The 23,196-nt window shown below is 69.4% G+C and carries 20 protein-coding genes; 3 read left to right on the top strand and 17 right to left on the bottom strand.

Going from position 1 to position 23,196, the window contains the following annotated elements; translation table 11 throughout:
* Position 1: 1 nt before the first annotated feature.
* Positions 2 to 481, bottom strand: coding sequence for a hypothetical protein (locus FM105_RS11585; RefSeq protein WP_087008302.1), 480 nt, complete (start codon positions 479 to 481; stop codon positions 2 to 4).
* 352 nt (positions 482 to 833) lie between these two features.
* Here FM105_RS11585 and lexA point away from each other — a divergent pair, with 352 nt between their 5' ends.
* Complete coding sequence (lexA, locus tag FM105_RS11580; protein WP_087008462.1) at positions 834 to 1,493, top strand: transcriptional repressor LexA; 660 nt, start codon at positions 834 to 836, stop codon at positions 1,491 to 1,493.
* Between the two features lie 57 nt (positions 1,494 to 1,550).
* Here the strand turns inward: lexA and FM105_RS11575 are convergent, their stop codons facing one another.
* Positions 1,551 to 3,542: an ATP-dependent DNA helicase gene (locus FM105_RS11575; RefSeq protein ID WP_087008300.1), complete on the bottom strand. Its 1,992-nt coding sequence runs from the start codon at positions 3,540 to 3,542 to the stop codon at positions 1,551 to 1,553.
* Positions 3,539 to 5,125: a GTPase HflX gene (hflX, locus tag FM105_RS11570; RefSeq protein ID WP_087008298.1), complete on the bottom strand. Its 1,587-nt coding sequence runs from the start codon at positions 5,123 to 5,125 to the stop codon at positions 3,539 to 3,541. The genes FM105_RS11575 and hflX overlap by 4 nt, the downstream gene beginning before the upstream one ends.
* Positions 5,126 to 5,179: 54 nt before the next feature.
* Between hflX and FM105_RS11565 the strand changes: the two genes are divergently transcribed.
* The gene (locus FM105_RS11565) at positions 5,180 to 5,797 is read left to right on the top strand and encodes a class I SAM-dependent methyltransferase (protein ID WP_087008296.1); all 618 of its coding nucleotides are present in this window, start codon (positions 5,180 to 5,182) and stop codon (positions 5,795 to 5,797) included.
* A 50-nt stretch (positions 5,798 to 5,847) separates the two neighbouring features.
* On the opposite strand, the gene dapF is transcribed toward FM105_RS11565, so the two are convergent.
* The 12 genes from dapF to FM105_RS11505 form a co-directional block, all read right to left on the bottom strand.
* Positions 5,848 to 6,771, bottom strand: a complete 924-nt coding sequence (dapF, locus tag FM105_RS11560; protein WP_256970359.1) for a diaminopimelate epimerase — start codon at positions 6,769 to 6,771, stop codon at positions 5,848 to 5,850.
* Positions 6,772 to 6,780: 9 nt separating this feature from the next.
* Positions 6,781 to 7,680, bottom strand: a complete 900-nt coding sequence (miaA, locus tag FM105_RS11555) for a tRNA (adenosine(37)-N6)-dimethylallyltransferase MiaA (RefSeq protein ID WP_087008292.1) — start codon at positions 7,678 to 7,680, stop codon at positions 6,781 to 6,783.
* Positions 7,677 to 8,474 (bottom strand): hypothetical protein, encoded by a 798-nt coding sequence (locus FM105_RS11550; RefSeq protein ID WP_087008290.1) that lies wholly within the window; start codon positions 8,472 to 8,474, stop codon positions 7,677 to 7,679. Before FM105_RS11550 ends, miaA begins: the two co-directional genes overlap by 4 nt.
* On the bottom strand, positions 8,455 to 9,963 hold the full coding sequence (miaB, locus tag FM105_RS11545) for a tRNA (N6-isopentenyl adenosine(37)-C2)-methylthiotransferase MiaB (RefSeq protein WP_087008288.1): 1,509 nt from the start codon (positions 9,961 to 9,963) through the stop codon (positions 8,455 to 8,457). Before miaB ends, FM105_RS11550 begins: the two co-directional genes overlap by 20 nt.
* Before the next feature lie 73 nt (positions 9,964 to 10,036).
* Positions 10,037 to 10,603, bottom strand: coding sequence for a hypothetical protein (locus FM105_RS11540; protein WP_087008286.1), 567 nt, complete (start codon positions 10,601 to 10,603; stop codon positions 10,037 to 10,039).
* 135 nt (positions 10,604 to 10,738) lie between these two features.
* The gene (locus tag FM105_RS11535; protein ID WP_179207167.1) at positions 10,739 to 11,356 is read right to left on the bottom strand and encodes a regulatory protein RecX; all 618 of its coding nucleotides are present in this window, start codon (positions 11,354 to 11,356) and stop codon (positions 10,739 to 10,741) included.
* 4 nt (positions 11,357 to 11,360) lie between these two features.
* A complete protein-coding gene (gene recA / locus FM105_RS11530) occupies positions 11,361 to 12,476 on the bottom strand; it encodes a recombinase RecA (RefSeq protein WP_087008282.1) in 1,116 nt (371 codons plus the stop codon).
* A 278-nt stretch (positions 12,477 to 12,754) separates the two neighbouring features.
* Entirely contained in the window at positions 12,755 to 12,982 is a 228-nt protein-coding gene (locus tag FM105_RS11525; protein WP_087008280.1) for a DUF3046 domain-containing protein, read from the bottom strand.
* Between the two features lie 9 nt (positions 12,983 to 12,991).
* On the bottom strand, positions 12,992 to 13,324 hold the full coding sequence (locus tag FM105_RS11520) for a helix-turn-helix domain-containing protein (RefSeq protein WP_087008278.1): 333 nt from the start codon (positions 13,322 to 13,324) through the stop codon (positions 12,992 to 12,994).
* Between the two features lie 95 nt (positions 13,325 to 13,419).
* On the bottom strand, positions 13,420 to 13,950 hold the full coding sequence (locus tag FM105_RS11515; protein ID WP_087008276.1) for a CinA family protein: 531 nt from the start codon (positions 13,948 to 13,950) through the stop codon (positions 13,420 to 13,422).
* 16 nt (positions 13,951 to 13,966) lie between these two features.
* Positions 13,967 to 14,575: a CDP-diacylglycerol--glycerol-3-phosphate 3-phosphatidyltransferase gene (pgsA, locus tag FM105_RS11510; RefSeq protein WP_256970358.1), complete on the bottom strand. Its 609-nt coding sequence runs from the start codon at positions 14,573 to 14,575 to the stop codon at positions 13,967 to 13,969.
* Between the two features lie 85 nt (positions 14,576 to 14,660).
* Positions 14,661 to 17,363 (bottom strand): DNA translocase FtsK, encoded by a 2,703-nt coding sequence (locus FM105_RS11505; protein ID WP_179207174.1) that lies wholly within the window; start codon positions 17,361 to 17,363, stop codon positions 14,661 to 14,663.
* 353 nt (positions 17,364 to 17,716) lie between these two features.
* On the opposite strand from FM105_RS11505, the gene FM105_RS11500 reads away from it, so the two are divergent.
* Positions 17,717 to 19,273: a DUF1846 domain-containing protein gene (locus tag FM105_RS11500; RefSeq protein ID WP_087008273.1), complete on the top strand. Its 1,557-nt coding sequence runs from the start codon at positions 17,717 to 17,719 to the stop codon at positions 19,271 to 19,273.
* A 167-nt stretch (positions 19,274 to 19,440) separates the two neighbouring features.
* On the opposite strand, the gene aceB is transcribed toward FM105_RS11500, so the two are convergent.
* Entirely contained in the window at positions 19,441 to 21,042 is a 1,602-nt protein-coding gene (aceB, locus tag FM105_RS11495; protein ID WP_087008271.1) for a malate synthase A, read from the bottom strand.
* A 67-nt stretch (positions 21,043 to 21,109) separates the two neighbouring features.
* Complete coding sequence (locus tag FM105_RS11490) at positions 21,110 to 23,056, bottom strand: FAD-linked oxidase C-terminal domain-containing protein (RefSeq protein ID WP_087008269.1); 1,947 nt, start codon at positions 23,054 to 23,056, stop codon at positions 21,110 to 21,112.
* Positions 23,057 to 23,196: the final 140 nt, after the last annotated feature.

Here is a 23,196-nt window from a genome sequence, read left to right as displayed (position 1 = left end):
TTTAGCGCGCGGGGAGTACGAGCCTCTGCCCGGGGTGGACCACGCTCGACTCCATGCCGTTGAGGGTGTGGACCTCATCGATCACGACCCGCGGGTCGCGGTCGTACGCGCGGTCCCCGACCACGGACCAGAGGCTCTCGCCCTCCGACACCACGACCGTGACGGTGCCGGCTGCGGCCCCCTCATCGTCGGCCGCCGCACTGGGCGACCACGCGGCCGCGAACACACCGGCGAGCACCGCGATGAGCACGATGCCCAGCAGCACCGTCCGCGCGAGCCGGACGCGCCGCGGCACCCCGGCGCTGCGCGGGACCTCACGGGTCGTCGTGGACGACGACGTCCGCGACGCGACCTGACGCGAGCGTGCACCGGTGCCCCCGGCGCCGATGGCTGCCGCGCCGCCTTCGAGGACACGCAGCAGATCGCGCGGGACGACAGCAGGGACACGGTCTGTCGAGCGGGTGAGAGCGGGAGCGCTCATGTCTGCACCTCCGTGGGGGATCCGGTCCGGCTGACGCCCGACCACATGCTTTCGAACACGTGTACTATTGAACACGCCGTTCGAAGATTTGTCCAGCCTGTATCGAACGGATATGCGATGATGGGAATCGAACGTCGATGGTGCGGTCATGTGGATGAGTCGATCACGAGGCACGGACACAGCCCCGCAGCACAGCGTTCATGCAGGTGAGAAGCGAATGATTACGGCAGCCGTCAGGCTCGGGAGGGGAACGCCGATGACTCCGGAACAGCAGCAGCGTCGCAGGGGGCGTCCGCGCAAGAGCGGACTCGACGAAGAGATCGAAGTGGTGCGCAGGGCGCAGAGCGAAGAGGTGGAGCTGCCGGGCGGCTCAGCGGCGGAGGGCGACAGCCGGCTCACGCAGCGCCAGCGCCTGGTGCTCGAGACGATCGAGCGTGCCGTGTACGTCAACGGCTATCCGCCGAGCATGCGGGAGATCGGAAAGGCCGTGGGACTCGCGTCCCTGTCGTCGGTCGCCCATCAGCTCTCCCAGCTCGAGCGGCTCGGATATCTCCGCCGGGACCCCAAGCGCCCGCGGGCGATCGAGGTCGTCACTCCACCGGAAGAGGTGCGCAAGGGCATCGATCCGTCCCCCAACACCGCGATGGTGCCCGTCGTCGGACGCATCGCCGCGGGCGGTCCCATCCTCGCGGAGCAGGACGTGGACGATGTCTTCGCCCTCCCCCGCCAGGTCGTCGGGTCCGGAGAGCTGTTCCTCCTGAATGTCGTCGGCGACTCGATGCAGGACGCCGCGATCTGCGATGGCGACTTCGTCGTCGTCCGCCGGCAGCCGGATGCGGAGAACGGACAGATCGTCGCCGCCCTGCTGGACGATGAGGCGACCGTCAAGACCCTCAAGCGCGTCGACGGGAAGCAGTGGCTCCTGCCGCAGAACCGCTTCTACGATCCGATCGACGGCGACTTCGCCTCGATCATGGGCGTGGTCGTCGCAGTGATCCGCAAGGTGGACTGATCCGCACCGGGAGCCGCACCGCAGTGACGCGGGGCGGCTCCTGACGGCGCGCCTCCGTCAGGCGTCGGTTCGACGGAGGCGCTCGAGGGCCCCGCGCACCAGCGCGGGGTCCTCCGTCTTCCACATGGGCGGAAGGGAGGCGAGCAGGAATCCGCTGTAGCGCGCGTTCCTCAGCCGTTCGTCGAGGACGGCCACGACTCCCCGGTCCGCCGTCGAGCGGACCAGTCGTCCGGCACCCTGAGCCAGCAGGAGGGCCGCGTGCGTGGCGCTGACGGACATGAAGCCGTTGGCCCCCGCCCGCTGCGCGGATTCCGTCCGTGCCCGCACGAGTGGATCATCGGGGCGCGGGAACGGGATCCGGTCGATCACGACGAGCCGGCACGTGCGCCCCGGAACGTCGACGCCCTGCCACAGGGAGAGGGTCCCGAACAGCGACGATTCGTCGTCGGAGGCGAACCGGGAGACGAGAGAGCCCAGCCCGTCCTCTCCCTGCAGGAGTATCGGCAGGTCTGTGCGCGCCCGCATCTCCTCGGCAGCCCGAGTCGCGGCGGCTCGAGACGAGAAGAGGCAGAGCGCGCCGCCGCCCGATGCCCGCAGCAGCTGCTCCAGCTCGTCCAGCGATTCCTCGCTGGCACCGCTCCGACCGGGCCGCGGCAGGTGCGATGCGACGTAGAGGATCCCCTGACGCGTGTAGTCGAACGGTGAGCCCACGTCGATCGCGTCATAGCGCGGAGCACTGGGTCCGCCCAGCCCCAGCGCTCCTGCGACGGTCTCGAACCGTCCGCCCAGCGCCAGGGTGGCGGACGTAGCGACGACGGTCGACTTCTCGAAGATCCCCGACCGCATCGTCCCGGCCACCGACAGCGGAGCGACGACGAGCGAGGTCGTGGTCCGTTCGCGGAAGGTCGAGCGCGAGACCCACGCGACGTCGTTGTCCGCATCGTCGGCGAGACGCGACGCGACCTCGAACACCTCGAGCGCACGCGCCCGTGCGAGCTGCCGACCCGCGTCGGGGTCCGCATCACCGCCGGATGCACCGGAGCCGAGGTCGGCGATGAGCTGGCGAGACGCGTCGCGCACCTGGGCCACGCCCACGGCGAGGGCCTCCGGCCACCGCTCGATGAGTCCCTCCTCGGCCACCTCCAGTGCCTTCTCCAGCCGTGTGCCCGCTGACTCGAGCAGGCCGATCACACCGTCCTGCACGAGACCGCTCCTCCGCACCGACGAGGCGGCGTGGTCGATCATCGCGGCGGTGAGGGTCCCGGACAGCGCGTTCGTCACACGATCCCGCAGTTCGTGCGCCTCATCCACGATGACGGCTGAGTGCTCCGGGAGCACTGCGTGGTCCCCGAACGCGTCGATCGCCAGCAGCGCGTGGTTCGTGACGACGACGTCAGCGCCCCCCGCGCGGATCTTCGCCATCTCCGCGAAGCACTCCTCGAACGCCGGACACTTCGATCCGAGGCAGTCGAAGGCGTTGACCGATGCCTGCGACCATGCGCGGTCGGAGACCCCCGGGGTCAGGTCGTCCCGGTCACCCGTCTCCGTCGTGCGCACCCACGAGCGGATGCGCTGGATCTCCTCCCCCAGCGCACTCGCAGAGGCGCTCCCGTCGCCGGCGCGCCGCGAGGCCGCCTCGTCGGCGCCGAAGTCGAAGAGCATCCCCGCCCCGTCCTCCGGATAGCCGCCGTCCAGCTTGTGCCGGCAGGCGTAGTTCCGACGGCCTTTGAGGACTGCGAACGAGGGCTTCCTGGTGAGCTCGTCCTTGACCGCGCGGACCAGTCGGGGCAGGTCCCGATCGACGATCTGCGCCTGCAGCGCGAGAGTCGCCGTGGAGACGATCACCCGATCGCCGGTGCGGGTCGCGTGGTCGAGCGCCGGCACCAGGTACGCGAGGGATTTGCCCGTGCCCGTCCCCGCCTGCACCAGCAGGTGGCTGCCGCGGTCCAGGGAGCTCGCGACGGCCTCGGCCATGGTCCTCTGACCTTCGCGCTCACTGCCGCCCACCGCGTGGACGGCGGATGCGAGAAGGTCCGGAGTGTCGCTCACCCCTCGTCTTCCTGCGTCGTGCTCCGCTCTCCGTCGTCCTCCGGCTGCGGAGCGGTACCCCCACCCGCGTACATGTCGGGCTGGAGGTACGGCTCGAGCTCCGCTGCGAGTGCCTCGTCGACCCGGGCCTGCAGCAGAGTGCCCTCCGGGAGGAACCGTTCGTCGAGGACGGTGCCCCGGTCGTAGACGCGGCTCACCAGCTCTCCGCGGTCGAACGGCACGAGGACGGTGAGCTCGTGCGCCATCGCCGGGAGCATCCGCGCGATCGCCGCACGCAGCTCGTCCAGTCCGGCTCCCGTCTGCGCCGACACTGCGAGCGACCCCGGGTGATCCAGCAGCAGCCCCGCCAGCGCGGCGGGCTCCGCGGCGTCGGCCTTGTTGAAGACGAGGAGCTCCGGCAGCTCTGCGGCAGACGCGTCCGCGAGCACTTCGCGCACGGCTGAGATCTGCCCGCCGGGGTCCGGGTGCGATCCGTCCACGATGTGCACGACCAGGTCCGCGCCGGCCGCTTCCTCGAGTGTCGAGCGGAATGCCTCGACGAGCTGGTGCGGGAGGTTCCGCACGAACCCGACGGTGTCCGTGAGCGTGTACACGCGGCCTTCGTCCGTCTCCGCTCTGCGGACTGTGGGGTCGAGGGTCGCGAAGAGCTGGTTCTGCACCATCACGCCCGCGTCCGTGAGGCGGTTGAGCAGTGAGGACTTGCCCGCGTTGGTGTAGCCGACGATGGCGACCGACGGGATGGAGTGCCGGGTGCGGTCAGCGCGCTTTGTCTCCCGCGCAGGCGCCATCGCCCGGATCTGCTTGCGCAGCCTGGACATCCGCGTGCGGATGCGACGGCGATCGAGCTCGATCTTCGTCTCGCCGGGACCGCGCGAGCCGATGCCCTCGCCGCCGGCGACACGACCGCCCGCCTGCCGCGACATCGATTCGCCCCAGCCGCGCAGGCGCGGCAGGAGGTACTCGAGCTGGGCCAGTTCGACCTGTGCCTTGCCCTCGCGCGACTTCGCATGCTGCGCGAAGATGTCGAGGATGAGGGCGACCCGATCGATGACCTTGACCTTCACGACGTCCTCGAGGCCGCGTCGCTGGCTGGGCGCGAGCTCCGTGTCCACGACGACCGTGTCCGCCCCGACCGCTTCGACGATGTCGCGCAGCTCGCGGGCCTTGCCGCTGCCCAGGTAGGTCCCGGGATCGGGCTTGTCGCGCTTCTGCAGGACGCCGTCGAGGACTGTGGAGCCTGCGGTCTCCGCCAGCGCGGCGAGTTCGCGGAGGCTCGTCTCCGCATGCGCGGATCGCCCCTGACCGTAGAGTCCTGCGAGCACGACCTGCTCGAGGCGCAGCTGTCGGTACTCGACTTCGGTGACGTCCTCGAGCTCGGTCGACAGGCCGCTCACCCTCGTGAGCGCGGATCTGTCGAGGACGTCCAGCTGCGACGCCTCATCGTGCGAGACGCCTCCCGCGTCCAGCGCCGAGGCCCGGCCGAGGATGCGGTCGATCACTCGGTCCCCGCCCTCGTCGCTCCGACCGGTGGAGTCCGGTTCGGCCGCGTCGGGGTGGGTCGCCCCGTCATCGATCTGCGTCATGTACTCCCTCTCTGCAATGGATGACCATTCTCCCACAGCGCCTACACTTCCCCCATGGCCGATCACTACTTCTCCGCGGCACCCGCCAGTGCAGCCGAACGCCGGGACCGCTCCGTGCGGCTGGGAGGTCGTGACGTCGACGTCACGACCGCCGGCGGAGTCTTCTCTCCCGAGCACGTGGACACCGGCACGCGTGTCCTGCTGGATCACGTCCCGGAGCCGCCGAGCGGTGATCTGCTCGATCTGGGATGCGGCTGGGGTCCCATCTCCCTGGACGCCGCTCTCCGAGCGCGCGAGGCCGGTACGGCTGTGCGGGTGTGGGCGCTCGACGTCAACGAGCGGGCGCTCGGGCTCACCGCCGACAACGCGGCTGCGCTGGGTCTCACGAACGTGAACGCGGTGACGGACGCCGATGTTCCCGCAGACCTCGGCTTCTCCGCGATCTGGTCGAATCCCCCCATCAGGGTGGGCAAGGCGGCGCTGCACGACATGCTCCTGACGTGGCTGCCACGTCTGCTCCCGGATGCGAGCGCCCACCTCGTCGTCGCGAAGAAGCTTGGCGCCGATTCGCTCCTGCGGTGGCTGGACACCGAACCGGGAGCGGAGTTCTCAGCCGAGCGGATCGCCACGGCGAAGGGATTCCGCGTCCTCCGCGTCGATCGTTCCGCCTGAACCGCGCGTCACTCGAGCCGGTCCGCCCGTCGCGTCACGCGACAGAGAGCTCAGTCCAGCAGGGTCACGTCGGCAACGAGGACTGCGGGCCCGGACAGGAACACCCGGTCGGCTTCGATCTCGACCCGCACGGGTCCACCCGGCTGGTCCACCGTCCAGTCGACGGGTCCGTCGTGACCTGCCCAGAAGCGGGCGGCCAGCGCGGCGGCGCACGCACCCGTGCCGCATGCCATCGTCTCCCCCACTCCGCGCTCGTGCACCCGCATCCGGAGGCGACCGGTGCGCGGATCGTCGTCGCCATCGGCGTCGACGACGATGAACTCGACGTTCGTCCCGTGCGGCGGGACGGGGTCCACGTCCGGGACGGCTCCCAGATCGGCGCTGATCAGTTCGTGCAGGGAGGGCAGGGCCACCACGGTATGGGGATTCCCCATGTCGACGCTCACCGCGGGGCGGGCGACGTCCGTGCCGCGGGTCGTGACGATCGAGTCCGCGCCGCGCTCCACATCCCCCGTCCGCGCCGCGGGCAGGTCCCAGGCTCCCATGTCGACCCGGTACCAGGGTGCGGGTCCGCCGGCGGGATCCGGAACGACGGTGACGGTCTTCACGCCGCCGCGCGTGCCCACGAGGATGGGCGCAGAGGCGTCGACGAGCCCGTTCTCCACGAGGTAGTGCGCGAAGACGCGGACACCGTTCCCGCACATCTCCGCGATCGACCCGTCGGCGTTCCGGTAGTCCATGAACCACTCCGCCCCGGCAGCAGCGGCATCACCGGCACGATGCGCGGTCTGGTCGCCGTGCATGAGCGCGCTCGACCGGACGACGCGGATGAGCCCGTCACCACCGATCCCCCGTCGCCGGTCGGTCAGCTCGCGCACGGCTTCCGCGTCGAGCCGCTCGCCGGCGTCCGGATCGTCGATGAGGACGAAATCGTTGGCTGTTCCGTGTCCCTTGGTCACCCTGGCTGTGCTCACGCGCGCAGTCTACGACGTGAGGCTCAGGGCTCGCTCCACGAGGTCGGGGGCGTCTGCGGGCAGGAGGTGGACGCGGGCATCACGGCGGAACCACGTCACCTGGCGCTTCGCGAACTGCCGCGTGCGGATGATGGTCCGGTCGATCGCCTCCGCGCGCGTCATGGTGCCGTCGAGGTGTGCCGCGATCTCCGCATAGCCGATCGCCTGACCGGCCGTCGATGAGGCGCGCAGCCCCAGGGCGCGGAGCCCGACGACCTCGTCGACCCACCCCGCTTCCCACATGCGATGCACGCGATCCTCGATCCGGCGGTGCAGGACATCCCGGTCGAGGACGAGCCCGATCTGCACTGTGGGGCGCACATACGTGTAGTCCGGGAGGTGGGCGGTGAACGGCGAACCGGTGATCTCGATGACTTCGAGTGCGCGGACGATCCTGCGCGAGTCCCCCGGCGCGATCGTGTCCGCAGCCGGCGGATCGAGCGCGCGCAGCCGGCTGTGGAGGGAGGCGGCTCCCTGCGACGCGACCTCCGCCTCCAGACGCGCGCGCACGTCCGGATCGGTCCCGGGGAAGCGGATGTCGTCGGTGACCGCACGGACGTACAGTCCGGAGCCGCCGACCATCACCGGCTGTCCGCTCCGTGCCTCGATGTCGCCGATCGCCTCCCGCGCGAGCCGCTGGAACTCCGAGACGCTCGCCGATTCGTGGATGTCCAGGACATCGATGAGGCGATGGGTGATCCCGCCGCGCTCGTGAGGCGGGAGCTTCGCCGTGCCGATGTCCATCCCGCGGTACAGCTGCAGTGCATCGGCATTCACGATCTCTCCGCCGAGCTGCCGGCTGAGTGCGATCGCGAGGTCGGACTTCCCCGTTGCCGTCGGGCCGACCACCGTGATGAGAGGACGGGTCATGCGCGCTGCTTCGCGGACTGCGCCATCCGGCCCACCCGCGTACCGGAGGCTTCCGGGACCGCCTCTGCGGGGTCCACTGCGATGAGTCGATACCGCACGTGGTGCACGTCGACGGCCGCGACAGCCGTCCCGTGCGCGCCTGCGAGGTCCACCGCCGCCAGCGCGTCCGTGCACGCAGCCGCAGCGTCAGTCTCGCCGTGGAGTATCGCCAGGACGGAAGTGTCGATGGGCCCGGTCAGCGCGCGCTCCAGCCGGTCGTCGAACTCCGCTGCTCCGGGGCGACGCTCCAGCGGGGCGTCGGGGTGGGCCGCCCCGGAGAAGTCGATGGGGACGAGCAGCGGCTCCGTCTGACCCGCTGTCAGGGGCAAGCGGGCTGGGGACGTCGGCACGAGGCGTACGGTGCGCGACGCCTCCAGCGCGACGAGCACGGCGACCGCGACACCGATCGGGATCTCGCAGTCACGGGCTGCCGCGGTGGACCCGTCCGCGCGCAGCCTCCGGACCTCGACGGCGAGGTCCTCGCCCGTCAGAACGGACGAGGGGTCCACGACGCATCCGCCTTCGGTGCGGTCGATTCGGACTCCGACCCCGATCCCGAGGCCGCCCAGGCTCAGCAGTGGCGGAACCGGGCCGTTGGGAACCGCGACCCGCCACGTCTGCGCGCGGCCGAGCCGGCGGTGCAGCGCCGTGCGGAACTCCCGCATCGCGGTCGGTTCGCGATGGTCGACGCCCTCCAGCAGGAGGGCGGTGCCGGGGATCACGAGCACGGTCAGGTCACCCGTCCAGGCCCGCACGCAGAGTCGGCATCCCGAGTGCGGTGGTCGCGGGGGCCTGTCCCGGACCCGCTGCGGGGGCACCGCAGGAATCCGCCTGCGCACGGTCGTATGCATCGCCCGCACCGGTCCTCCGGAGCGCATACCCGGAGTCGCTTAAGAGGAAGTAGGGCTTGGCGTCGTCGATGACGACGGAGACCACGTCGCCGGGACGGGGCACGGGTGCGCCCTCCGACACTCCGACGTGCACGAGGCGGTGGTCCTCGGCACGGCCGGAGAACCGCCCGTGCTGCGCATCGGGCAGCGAGTGCACCAGCACGTCCTGCCGGGTGCCGATGAGCTCTCGGTTCAGGTCGTGGGAGATCTCATCCTGCAGCGCGACGAGTCTCTCGAACCGCTCCTGCACGATCTCCTTGGGCACCTGATCGGGCATGGTGGCCGCGGGGGTGCCCGGACGGATCGAGTACTGGAAGGTGAAGGCCTGGGAGAAGCGGGCGGCGCGCACGACGTCGAGTGTGGCGTCGAAGTCCTCCTCCGTCTCTCCGGGGAAGCCGACGATGATGTCCGTCGTGATGGCCGCGTGGGGGATGCGCTCCCGCACCTGCTCGAGGATGCGGAGGAACCGTGAGGAGCGGTACGACCGTCGCATCGACCTGAGGATCGTGTCGGAGCCGGACTGCAGGGGCATGTGCAGCTGCGGCATCACGGTGGGCGTCTCCGCCATCGCATCGATCACGTCGGTGGAGAAGGCGGCGGGGTGCGGACTGGTGAAGCGCACCCGCTCGATTCCCTTCACACGGCCGACCGCGCGCAGCAGCTTCGCGAACGCCCCCTTGTCGCGGAACTCCGCTCCGTAGGAGTTGACGTTCTGGCCCAGGAGGGTCACTTCGACCACGCCGTCCGCCGCGAGCGCCTCGACTTCGGCGAGGATGTCCCCCGGCCGCCGGTCCTTCTCCTTGCCCCGCAGCGATGGGACGATGCAGAACGTGCAGGTGTTGTTGCACCCCACGCTGATGGAGACCCACCCGGAGTGGGTCGACTCACGGCGGGTCGGGAGCGTCGAGGGGAACACATCGAGTGAGTCGAGGATCTCCACCTGCGCTTCCGCGTTGTGCCGGGCACGCTCGAGAAGAGCGGGCAGGGACCCCATGTTGTGGGTACCGAAGACGACATCGACCCACGGCGCCCGCTTCACGATCTCGTCGCGATCCTTCTGCGCCATGCACCCGCCCACGGCGATCTGCATGCCCGGTCGCTGCTCCTTCACGTGGGACAGCCTGCCGAGGTTGCCGTAGAGGCGGTTGTCCGCGTTCTCGCGCACCGCGCACGTGTTGAAGACGACGATGTCCGCCTGCTCTCCGACCACCGCAGGCTCATACCCTGCGCCATCGAGCAGGCCCGACAGTCGTTCAGAATCGTGGACGTTCATCTGACAGCCGTACGTCTTCACTTCGTACGTCTGCGGGTTCGCAGGAGCAGGTGCGAGGGCGGTGGGAGAGATCTCAGTCATGGCGGGACCATCCTACCGATGGAGGACGCAGGTGCTCGCGCGCACAGGTGCGGCGATCAGGCGGGGTGATCACTCACATGCCGAGGCAGCTCAAGCGCCCGCCGTCCGACCACCCGACCGCGGCGAGGACGTCATCCGCCACCGCGCGAGCCGCCGCGTGGTCGAGGGGGCCGTTGACACCTCTGAAGGCCACCGCGAGGGTCGCGGTGCCGTCGATCTTCACGAACCGCGTCACCGCACCGCCGATGAACAGCGATCCGGCGTCGACGATCGCGGAGTACGCATAGGTCCAGCCCGGGGAGTCGAGGGGCACGATGCGCACGCCGGGGTGGTCATACTCCTCACGGACGGCGTCCAGCGAGTGATCGCGCGGTTCCGTATCGGAGGAGACGACGGAGACGAACACGTGGTCTGCACGGCCGGTCCTCTGCTGGTGCGCGCCCCCTGCGGGGTCGGTCCCGAACGAGAGGATCGCGCCGCTGCCGTCGGCGTAGACGCTCACCTGTGTGACGAGCAGGGCAGACTCCGGCAGGCCGAAGTAGGCGGCTGCTCGGGGTGTGAGGAGCTCTGCGGAGTCAGGAGGCAGCAAGTCGTCGACGTGCCTGCGTGAGTGCGCGGCACGGACATGGTCTGCGGACATCGTCGTTCCTGTTCCTCGCGGACGCACAGACCGAACGCCATCGTCGATCCGTGGAAGGACCAGCCTACGAGCGACGATCTCTCCTGCTGCGGCTGATGCACGATCTGTCACCAATCCGTTACAGGACGCGTCTCGTCACTGAGCTTCGCCGGGCTCCTCTGCGAGCGCCTGCTCAGCCGCCCGGCGTCCGACGGAACCGCCGAAGCCGCGACGCGCCAGCAGTCCGAGGGTCCGCCGCAGGCGCACCTCATGAGCGAGTCCGCGAGTCCCGGCCGCCTTCTTCCTGGCTGCGGCCAGGGCCAGGGGGAAGTCGTCCCCCAGGTCGTCCAGTGCGTCGCGCGCGTCGTCGTCCGACACGCCCTTGTCCCGCAGAGCGCGGCTGATGGCGGAGAGCGACTTTCCCCTGCCATCCCGCTGCGACCTCACGAACTGCTCCGCGAAGCGCGCGTCGTTCAGGAGACCGGCCTCTTCGAGACTCACGAGCAGCCGGTCGACGATGGGCTCCTCACACCCCTTGCGGATGAGCTTCTGCCTGAGCTCCGTGCGACTGTGGTCGCGCAGCGCGAGGATCGCGTAGGCCCGCTTCGTCGCCTCGCCGAAAGCCTGGTCGTCGTCCTCCGCTGCGTCCGCGGAGCCGGCAGCGCTGTATGCGTCGCCGGCCCCGACCGGATCGGCACGGGGGGCATCAGGCACCGCGTCGATCGCCCGCTGGAGGGAGTCGAGCAGCGACGTGCGGTCGTCCGGCTCCCCCATCGGGTCAGAACTCCGCGTCGGCCGGAGCCGGAACGGCATCGACGGGTGCGTCGGCTGCGTCTTCCTCCACGGAATCAGCAGCATCTGCCGCGGGCTCCATGATGAGGCCGAGCTTGTGCTTGATCTTCAGCTCGATCTCCTCCGCGAGACCCGGGTTGTCACGGAGGAAGTTGCGCACGTTCTCCTTGCCCTGCCCCAGCTGATCGCCGTCGTAGGTGAACCACGAACCGGATTTGCGGACGATCCCGTTGTCGACGCCCATATCGATGAGGCTGCCTTCGCGGGAGATCCCCTGGCCGTAGATGATGTCGAACTCCGCCTGCTTGAAGGGCGGGGCGATCTTGTTCTTGACGACCTTGACGCGCGTGCGGTTGCCCACCGCGTCGCCGCCCTCCTTCAGCGTCTCGATGCGGCGGACGTCCAGACGCACGGATGCGTAGAACTTCAGTGCCTTGCCGCCCGACGTGGTCTCCGGAGACCCGAAGAAGACGCCCACCTTCTCACGCAGCTGGTTGATGAAGATCGCGGTCGTCTTCGAGCTGGCGAGAGCACCGGTGATCTTGCGCAGGGCCTGTGACATGAGCCGTGCCTGGAGGCCCACGTGCGAGTCGCCCATCTCCCCCTCGATCTCCGCCTTGGGCACGAGCGCGGCCACGGAGTCGATGACGATGACGTCCAGAGCACCGGAGCGGATCAGCATGTCCATGATCTCCAGTGCCTGCTCACCCGTGTCCGGCTGCGACACGAGCAGCTGATCGGTGTCCACACCGAGCTTCTTCGCGTACTCCGGGTCCAGCGCGTGCTCGGCATCGACGAATGCGGCGATGCCGCCCGCCTTCTGGGCGCTCGCGACGGCATGGAGCGCCACGGTCGTCTTGCCGGATGATTCCGGGCCGTAGATCTCGACCACGCGACCGCGCGGAAGACCGCCGATCCCCAGCGCGATGTCCAGTGCGACGGACCCGGTGGGGATCGCTTCGATGGGTGCGCGCGTCTCCTCGCCCAGTCGCATGATCGCGCCCTTGCCGTACTGACGGTCGATCTGACCCATCGCGGCTTCGAGCGCCTTCGCCTTGTCCGCACCTGCTGTGCGCGGCGTGCGGGTGTTCTTCCCTGCCATGTCTCCTCCTCCAGCGGATCTGCCGTGGTTGTCGGTACCAGCGTAGGCACCTGCACGGACACGGCACCGCGAGCGCTTCGAATCTGTGCACGGCCGCGCCCTTCGTCCCCAGGCGGATCGACGCATCGCGGCCGGTTCAAGAGTAACCCAATGGGAACACGTGTTCGAACGTCAAAGCGGGCGTGTCGCCCCCGGACCACGGCTGCGCGCCGCCCCAGTGGGACGGCGCGCAGCAGGTGAGGCCGTTCGTGCTCCCGCCTCTGGTCAGCGACCCCGGGTCACAGGGGTGCGGAGTTGGGCTTGTCCCGGCCCAGTCGGCGCTCTTCCGGCACACCGGCCGCATCGCAGACCGCGGCCCACACCTCGCGTGGACCGCTGCCGGCTTCGAAGGCCTGTGCGGGGGTGCGGGAGCCCAGGGTGCTGAGAGCGAGGTCCGTATGGAGCGACGAGGCCCGGACACGGCCGAACTCATCTTCCATGAGCTCCCAGTAGAGCGCGTGACGCACGGTGCGGGATCAGACCCGGCTCGCCATGGCGCGGCCGTCCGCCAGCGGGTCCTCGGACAGCACGCGGCGGGAGAGCTCGACCGGCACCGTGTCCGGGATCGCGACGCCTTCGTCGAGCGCGAAGCGATCACTCACATCCCGCAGGAGGATCGAGACCGGCATGTCGAGGGCTCCGCAGATCGATGCGAGGAGCTCCGAGGAGGCCTCCTTCTGACCGCGTTCGACCTCACTGAGGTAGCCGAGCGACACCCGGGCATCGGACGACACTTCACGCAGCGTCCGGCCCTGGCGTCGGCGTGCAGTGCGGAGCGCATCGCCTAGCTCGATTCGCAGAAGAGTCATGCGGATCCTTTCTCGCCGAACATCCGACCGGACTCGTCGCCGCGGTGGTTGACAGAGTGCATAACCGATGCGGTCCGGATTCTGTTCCCACAACTCTACAGGCGACCCCTGACACATCCCTCAGAGCGACCTGCCGATCGGGTGGACTCACGATCCGAAGTCCGCCGCAGCACCTGGAGCACGGTGGACAGGCATTCCTCGACGGTCGCCGTCCGGATCCGCTCGCGGTCGCCCTCGAGCGCGAGCTCTCGCACTGCTCCCGGATCGGTGCCGGCGTCCACCGCGATGAACACCCGCCCCACCGGATGACCGTCCTGGGAGTCCGGGCCCGCCACTCCGGTGCAGGCGACTCCGACGGTCGCGCCGCAGGCCGTGCGGGCTCCTGCCGCCATCTGGCGCGCCACCTCCGGATGCACGGGTCCGTGCTCGCGCAGCAGGGACTCGTCCACGCCCGCGAGAGATGCCTTGAGATCAGTGGCGTAGGTGATGAGGCCCCCGCGCAGCACTGCCGAAGCGCCCGGCACGGAGGCGACCGCAGCGCCGAGGAGTCCAGCGGTGAGGGATTCGCAGGTCGCGAGGGTCGCACCGCGGTCTGCGAGCGCCCGCACCACGTCCTCAGCCGTCACTGCCCGAACCCTGCCGTCACGACCCCTTCGCCTCACGGACCAGGCGGTAGGACTTCACGCAGTAGTCGATGCCGGTCACCAGCGTGACGACGATCGCTGCCGTCATCGCGATCCACGCGACGACGGTCCACACGACGAAGAGCGCGGGCACCCACGCCAGGACGGGAATCCACAGCAGCATGAGTCCGATCGCCAGCGTCTGGAGGACGGTCTTGAGCTTGCCGCCCTTCGACGCGGGGAGCACCACCCAGCGGATGATGACGAAGCGCAGCACCGTGATGCCGAACTCGCGGACGAGGATGACGATCGGCACCCAGAGGGGCAGAGTCCCCACGACCCAGAGGCCGATGAGCGCCGCGGCCATGAGTGCCTTGTCCGCGATGGGATCCGCGATCTTGCCGAAATCGGTGATCATGTCCCACCGTCGGGCCAGCGTCCCGTCGATCCAGTCCGTGAGCATCGCCACGACGAAGACGACGAAGGCCCAGACGCGCCACGTCGGATCCACGCCGTCCTGCCCCACGAGGAGCACGAGGAAGACCGGGACCAGCAGGATCCTCACCACGGTGAGGACGTTCGGCAGGTTCCAGTTGCTGGGTGCGGGCGTCGCGCGGCTGTCGTTCACGCCCACAAGCCTAGCCCTCTCCCATCGCGGTCGACCGGCCCGCAGGGATCCGCCGTGCGGACCGGGGCGATCATGGTCCTCCGGCTCACCGGCCGGTCAGCTCCCACGCGTCGTCCGACGTCTCCTCGACGACCTCGAGGCCTGTCGCGTCGTCGTACATGCGGTCGCCTCCTCCGCCGTCGGGTCGGTGATCGTGGGGGGCGGACCCCTCGTCGCCGTCGTCACCGTGTCCGTGGGCTGCGGATGCCCCCGCAGGTCCGGACGAGTCGTCGCCCGCCGGTTCGTCACCGCGGATGACCGCGAGGATCGACGGCAGGTCCTCGGGGCGCACGAGCACGTCGCGTGCCTTCGATCCCTCCGAAGCCGCGACGATCCCGCGCGATTCCATGAGGTCCATGAGTCGACCGGCCTTCGCGAAGCCCACGCGCAGCTTCCGCTGGAGCATCGAGGTCGAGCCGAACTGGGTCGTGATCACGAGTTCGGCAGCCTGCAGCAGCAGGTCGAGGTCGTCGCCGATCTCCTCGTCGATCTGCTTCTTGGGCGCTTCGACGGCGACGTCTTCGCGATAGTTGGGAGCGAGCTGCGACTTGACGTGCTCGACGACCTCTTCGATCTCCGACTCGTTCACCCACGCGCCCTGCACGCGGATCGGCTTCGCAGTGCCCATCGGGAGGAACAGCGCATCGCCCTGCCCGATCAGCTTCTCCGCACCGGGCTGGTCGAGGACGACCCGCGAATCCGCGAGCGATGAGGTCGCGAACGCCAGGCGGGACGGGACGTTGGCCTTGATCAGACCTGTCACGACGTCCACGGACGGACGCTGGGTCGCGAGCACCAGGTGGATGCCCGCGGCGCGCGCCAGCTGGGTGATGCGCTGGATGCTCGCCTCGACGTCGCGCGGTGCGACCATCATGAGGTCTGCGAGCTCGTCGACGATCACGAGCAGGTAGGGGTACGGGTTCAGCTCTCGCTCGGAGCCCGGCGGCACCTCGATGCGGCCCTCGCGCACCGCCTTGTTGAACTCCTTGACGTGCTTGAAGCCGAAGTACGCGAGGTCGTCGTACCGCGCATCCATCTCCCGCACGACCCATTCGAGCGCCTCCGCGGCCTTCTTGGGGCTCGTGATGATCGGGGTGATGAGGTGCGGGATGCCCTCGTAGATCGTGAGCTCGACGCGCTTCGGATCCACGAGGATCATGCGGACCTCATCCGGCGTCGCACGCATCATGATCGACGTGATCATGGAGTTCACGAAGCTGGACTTGCCGGCGCCGGTCGCACCCGCGACCAGGAGGTGCGGCATCTTGGAGAGGTCCGCGACGACGAAGCCGCCCTCGACGTCCTTGCCCACGCCCATGACCATCGGATGCTCGGTCTTCCGCGCCGCGTTGGACCGCAGCACGTCGCCGAGCGAGACCGTCTCACGGTCCGCATTGGGGATCTCGATGCCGATCGCCTTCTTGCCGGGGATCGGCGAGAGGATGCGGACATCAGCGCTCGCGACGGCGTACGAGATGTTCTTCGACAGCGCGGTGACCTTCTCGACCTTCGTGCCGGGCGAGAGCTCCACCTCGTACCGCGTGACGGTCGGTCCGCGGGAGAAGCCGGTGACCTCCGCATCGATCTTGAACTGCTGCATGACATCGCGCAGCGCTTCGACGACGCGGTCATTGGCCTCGGAGCGCTCCTTGGGCGGCGGCCCCGGGGTCAGCGCGTCCGACGACGGCAGCGTGTACGTGACATCGCCGTTGAGCTCCAGCTGCGTGACGCGCTGCGGGAGCTCGCCGGTCGCCTGCGGGACCGGTGTCGAGACGGTCGGCACCTGTGCGGTGTCGTCCTCGCTGCCCGCCGACGGATCGGTGGGCTTCCCCGCCGCGCTGCGGCTGTCGAGCACCCGCGTCTCGTCCTCCATGCCGACGTCGCGGCGGAGCTTCTGGGCTTCCTTCTCCGCCTTCGTCGGACGGCGCTCACCCGGACGGTAGGCGGGCTCGGACGTCGCATCGACGTCGTAGACGTCCGCATCCTTCTTCGGCTCGCCCTCGACGTCGGCCTCGTGGATGTACGCCTTGTCGTAGGCGACGTCCTTCTCCTCTTCGTGCGACGGGGTCGAGGCGTCGTCCTGATCGGCCTTCTTCCGCGAACCGCGCTTACGGCCCATCGGCTTGAGGGTCGACGTGGTCTTCCCGGACGCGATGAGGTCGTCCTCACCCGCGTCGCCCGCGCCCCCCTCACTCGGCGCTCCGTCGACCAGACGGTGGTACGCGCCGACGAGTCGCGAGGGGATCTCGCGGACCGGCGTCGCTGTGAGCACGAGCAGCGAGAACAGGCCGAGGAGCACCAGCAGCGGGACCGTCACGTAGACGGTCGTGGCCGCGATGAGCGGAGAGGAGATGATGTATCCCACAGCGCCGCCGCCGTTGGCCATCGCCTCACGCGTGTTCACGAAGCTCGGATTCCCCGCAGCGACATGGGCCAGCCCGGCAGCCGCGACGATGAGTGCGATCACGCCGATGAGGATGCGGTTGTTGCCGCGCGTGTCGTCGCCCCGCAGGAACAGGCGGATCGCGTATCCCACCAGGATGATCGGCAGTGCCAGGGCGACCCTGCCGAACGTGCCCTCGACGACGGAGCGGACGCCGTCGCCGAATGCTCCGGGGATGTGCCACCACTCGAAGGCCGCGATGAGGATCGCCAGCGCGACGAGCGCGAAGCCCGTCCCATCGCGGCGGGTCGGCTCGTCGGCCGCCTCGTTCGGGTCGAGGTTCCTGCGTGTCCGGTCGCCGGCCATGTGAGCCACTCCCATCCATGCGCCGGTGAGGATGTTCCCACTCCGGGCAGCCTTGTCGGCATCGGGGCCCCCGGCGTTCCGGTTCGCGTTCGGTGTCCGCTTGCTGCCGCGAGGCGCCTGTGAGGCGCCCCCTGAGCGCGGGGACGTGCGAGCGCGACCGTTCTTGGCGGGGGAAGTCGTACGGGTCGCCATGGTCCCCATGGTATTCCCAGGAGACGCTGTGCCCTCGGATCAGCCGGACGTCGGCGTGTGAGGGCACGGGACGCGCTGCACAGGTGCTGTCCGCGGATCAGCGCGGAAGACCGATAGGCTTCACCGCAGTCCTGTCATCCGCGATGAGCAAAGGGTCCCCCATGTCCCACGCCCCGTCCCCCACCGACTCCGCCGCTCTCAGCGCCTCACCGCGGCGGGAGGGCGGGCCTCCCGTCGGCTTCGACCGGGACCGGTACATCGCCCTCCAGTCCGAGCACATCCGCGAACGGCAGCGCAGGATCGGCGGTCGCCTCTACCTCGAGATGGGCGGCAAGCTCTTCGACGACATGCATGCGGCTCGGGTCCTGCCCGGGTTCGATCCGGACACGAAGATCGCGATGCTCGAGGAGCTGCGGGCCGAGCTGGAGATCGTCATCGCGGTGAACGCGCGCGATCTCCAGCGGCACAAGGTCCGCGCCGACCTCGGGATCACCTACGAGGAGGAGGTCCTCCGCCTCGTCGACGCGTTCCGGTCACGGGGGTTCCTCGTCGAGAACGTCGTGCTGACCCAGCTCGACGACGACGACCAGTCGGGGCACGGATTCCGGAATCGTCTGGAGCGCCTGGGGCTCCGCACCGTGCGGCACCGGACCATCCCGGGCTATCCCACAGACGTCGCCCGCATCGTCGGCGATGACGGCTTCGGCCGGAACGAGGCGTTCTCACCCTCCCGCGACCTCATCGTGCTCACCGCGCCCGGCCCCGGATCCGGGAAGCTCGCGACGTGCCTGTCGCAGATCTACCACGACCATCGCCGCGGCGTGTCGTCCGGATACGCGAAGTTCGAGACCTTCCCCGTGTGGGACCTGCCGCTCGAGCATCCCGTCAACCTCGCCTACGAGGCCGCGACCGCGGACCTCGACGATCTCAACGTCATCGATCCCTTCCACCTGCGCGCCTACGGGGAGCAGGCGACGTCCTACAACCGCGACGTCGAGGTCTTCCCGCTGCTCACGGCACTGCTGGAGCGGATCGACGGGAGCAGCCCCTACCGGTCGCCCACGGACATGGGCGTCAACCTCGTGGGCAGGTGCATCTCGGACGACGCCGCGTGCCGTGACGCCGCGGGGCAGGAGATCATCCGCCGCTGGTTCCAGGCCCAGGTCGCCGAGCATCGCGAGGGGGCGGCGGAGGACGTCTCCAGCCGGGTGGGCCTCGTGATGAGCCGAGCCGGCATCGACGTCGGCGACCGGACCGTCGTCGCGCCCGCGCGCGGACTCGCGCAGCAGACCGACGCGCCCGCCTCCGCGATGCGCCTGCACGACGGCACCCTCATCACGGGGAAGACGTCCGCGCTCCTCGGGTGCTCGGCCGCGATGCTGCTCAATGCGCTCAAGCACCTCGCCGGCATCGACGAGGAGGAGCACCTCCTGTCCCCGGAGTCCATCGAGCCGATCCAGACGCTCAAGACTTCGCACCTGGGCAGCCGCAATCCGCGGCTGCACACCGACGAGGTCCTCATCGCCCTGTCCGTGTCCGCGGGATCCTCCGAGACGAGTCGCCTGGCGCTGTCCCGCCTCGCCGATCTCACGGACACCGACGCGCACACGACGACGATCCTCGGCTCCGTCGATGAGGGGATCTTCCGGAGCCTCGGCATCCGCGTGACGAGCGACCCCCAGTACCAGCGGAAGGCGGACCTCTACCACAAGAGGTGACCGCGGCCTCGGCGGCGGTCGCCTCATCCCAGTCGCCCACAGGCAGGCTGCGCCCTCGCGAAGCCCCTGCTCTGCGGAAGCCCCTGCTCCGAACGACGAAGCGCCGGGTGCACCGTACGGTGCACCCGGCGCTCACGCGTCGGCGCTGAGACTCAGCCGAGCATCGCTCAGCCCAGCAGCTCGTACGCGGGGATCGTGAGGAAGTCCGCGTAGTCCTCCTGCGTCGCCATCGTCGCGAACAGATCGCGCGAGGTGGCCCAGTCGGACTCCTCGCCCGGCAGGTTCGCGACCTCTTCGGCGATGAGGCGGTCGACGAGCTCCTTCGAGACGCTCTCACCGGTGTCCGCGAGCTTCACGCCGAAGTGCAGCCACTGCCACACCTGCGAGCGGGAGATCTCCGCGGTCGCCGCGTCCTCCATGAGGCCGTTGATCGCCGCCGCGCCGTTGCCGCTCAGCCACGCCTGGACGTACTGGATGCCCACGGCGATGTTCGCCCGCAGGCCCGTCTCCGTCACGTCACCGGGGGTGTCCTTGACGTTGAGGAGGTCCGCCGCCGTCACGGAGACGTCCTCGCGCTTCTTCGCAATCTGGTTCGGCTCATCGCCCAGCACCTTGTTGAACTCGGTGCGGCAGGCCTCGACCATGCCCGGGTGCGCGACCCAGGAACCGTCGAACCCGTCGCCCGCCTCACGCGACTTGTCGTTCTCGACCTGCTTGAACGCCTTGGTGTTCGCCTCCTCGTCCTTGGACGGGATGAACGCGCTCATGCCGCCGATCGCGTGTGCGCCGCGCTTGTGGCAGGTGCGGACCAGGAGCTCCGTGTACGCGCGCATGAACGGCACGGTCATCGTCACGAGGCCGCGGTCTGGGAGGATCCAGTCCTCGCCCTTCGCACGGTGCGTCTTGATGACGGAGAAGATGTAGTCCCAGCGGCCGGCGTTCAGGCCCGCGGAGTGGTCGCGCAGCTCGTAGAGGATCTCCTCCATCTCGAACACGGCCGGGTAGGTCTCGATGAGGCAGGTCGCGCGGATCGTGCCCTGGGGCACGCCCAGCTCGTCCTGCGCGTGGACGAACACGTCGTTCCACAGACGCGCCTCGAGGTGCGACTCCATCTTCGGGATGTAGAAGTACGGGCCACGGCCCTTCGCCAGCTGCTCGCGGCCCGCGGTCGCGAAGTAGAGGGCGAAGTCGACGAGCGAGCCCGACGCGATCTGCCCATCGATCTTCATGTGCTTCTCCTCGAGGTGCCAGCCGCGCGGGCGGACCACGATGGTCGGCAGCTCCTCGTCGGGGCGGAGGGTGTACGACTTGCCCTGCTCGGAGACGAAGTCGATCTCACGACGCGTGGCGTCCAGCAGGTTGAGCTGACCGCCGATGACGGAGTCCCATGCCGGGGTGTTCGCGTCCTCCTGGTCGGCCAGCCACACCTTCGCACCGGAGTTCAGCGCGTTGATCGTCATCTTCTTGTAGGTGGGCCCGGTGACCTCGACGCGGCGGTCCTCGAGTCCCGGTGCCGGAGCGGCGACCTGCCATGAGTCGTCCTCGCGGATGGCGCGGGTCTCCTCGAGGAAGTCGAGCTCCTCTCCGGCGTCCAGGCGCGCCTGGCGGTCGACGCGCGCTGCGAGGCGCTCCTTGCGGGTCGCGGCGAACTTGCGGTGCAGCGAGACGATGAGGGACAGCGCGTCGGGCGTGAGGACCTTCTCAGCGCCCTCCGGCAGTGCGGTCGTGATCTCGAGGCCTTCCGGCAGCTCGACGGTGGATGCGGTCATGTCCTGCTCCTCTGGTGGTGTGTTCGTGGATGGACTGGCTGGTGTTTCGCTGTGGAGTGAGACGCGCTCAGGACGCGGTCTCTGCGGGATCTGCTCCCAGTGCGGCGAGGACCGCGTCCGCGATGGCCGCGTCCTCGGGCGGCTTGCCGCCGGCCACGCCGAGGCCGCCGACGACGACTCCGTCGAACGCGATCGGGACTCCGCCGGCGATGCTCGTGAGCAGGCCGCCGGTGCCGTGCTCGAGCTTCTGCGCGAGCTCCGGGAGGATGAGCGCGCTGGGGCGCCGGGTCGAGGCGGCGGTCTGCGCCTTCCGGCGGCTCGTCTCGACGCTGTGCGGGGTCATGCCGTCGGTGCGGCCGTAGGCCACCAGCTGGAGGGCCGGATCGACGATCGTCGCGCAGGTGCGCACGCCCACCTTCTTCCCCTCCTCGATGGTGAGCGCGACGGCCCGCGCTGCGAGGTCGTACGTGATCGTCGGGGTCGAGAAGCTCACGGGTTCTCCTGTGGTCGAGGTCATGGGTGCGGGAGCATCAGTCTGCACCGCGGCCGAGGCTGCGGCGCCTCCTGCTGGGGCCGCCGCCGCAGCAGCTGCGCCGGCGGGTGCCTCCGCAGTCACGGGATCCGATTCCGGACGGGCGTCGAAGACGACGCCGGGGTTGAGGATCCCCTGGGGATCGAGCGCATCCTTGACGCGCTGGTTGATGTCCAGGACGTCCTCGCCCAGGTAGCCGGCCAGCCACGGCTGCTTGAGGCGCCCCACTCCGTGCTCGCCGGTGATCGTGCCGCCCAGCGAGACCGCCAGGTCCATGATCTCCCCATACGCCGTGTGGGCGCGCTCCCGCTGTTCCGCGTCCGTCGGGTCGAAGACGACCAGGGGGTGCGTGTTGCCGTCGCCGGCGTGGGCCATGACGGCCACGAGCACGTCGTGGCGCTGAGAGATCTCCTCGATGCCGCTCACGAGGGCGCCGAGCTTCGGAAGCGGCACGCCCACGTCCTCGAGCAGGATCGTGCCCTTCTTCTCCACAGCGGGGATCGCGATCCGGCGGGCGGCGATGAAGGCCTCGCCCTCGTCCGGGTCCTCTGTGGAGAAGACCTCGGAGGCGCCGTTCGACTCGCACAGCTCCGTCACGTCCGCGATCTCCACGCCCGCGTGGCCCGCCGGCTCGTCCGACTGCACGATGATCATGGCCGCCGCTTCGCGGTCCAGCCCCATCTTCGTCTCGTCCTCGACCGCGTTGATGGTCGGACGGTCCATGAACTCGAGCATCGAGGGGCGCATGCGCTGCGTGATCGCGAGCACTGCCGCCGTCGCCGAATCGAGTGTGGGGAACGTCGCCACGAGAGTGTGCGGCGGACGCTGTGCCGGTACGAGCCGGAGCGTCACCTCCGTGATGATCCCGAGGGTGCCCTCGCTGCCGACGAACAGCTTCGTGAGCGACAGACCGGCGACGTCCTTGAGTCGGGGACCGCCCAGTTCGATGGCGCGACCGTCAGCCAGTACGACCTTCATACCGAGCACGTAGTCGGTCGTGACGCCGTACTTCACACAGCACAGGCCGCCGGCATTCGTCGCGATGTTGCCGCCGATCGAGCAGAACGTGAAGGAGGCGGGGTCCGGCGGATACCAGAGGTCATGCTCGCCGGCAGCCTCCTTGACCTCGACGTTGAAGGCACCCGGCTGCGTGACGGCGGTGCGGGTCACCGGATCGATCGTGATGTCGCGCATGCGCTCGAGCGAGAGCACGATGCCGCCGTCGATCGCGGTGGAACCGCCGGACAGGCTCGTCCCGGCGCCGCGCGGGACGACCGGGGTCCCCGTGGACGCGGCGAAGCGGACGACGGCCTGGACGTCCTCCGTCGACGTCGCACGGACGACGGCCGCGGGCGTGCCCGCGTTCGGGTCCTCAGCGCGGTCGCGACGATAGGCCTCCGTCTTCACGGGGTCGGTGATGACTGCGCCTTCGGGCAGCTGGGCGACGAGCTCGTCGAGAGTCGCCGCGGCCTGGCGTCCCATGGCGGAGGATGGTGCGGTGGAAGTCAACTCTGGCCTTTCGTGGTCGGTCCGACCGGACTGCATGCCGATCGTCACGTCTCTGCCTGCACGCTAGCACCCGCGACCATCGTCAATGAAATCACGATTCCACCAAGCGAAAC

Source organism: Brevibacterium yomogidense, from assembly GCF_900163715.1.
In the GTDB taxonomy this organism is placed as follows: Bacteria; Actinomycetota; Actinomycetes; order Actinomycetales; family Brevibacteriaceae; genus Brevibacterium; species Brevibacterium yomogidense_A.
The sequence above is the reverse complement of the archived record's forward strand: the minus strand, read 5'-3'. Positions and strand labels throughout refer to the sequence as shown.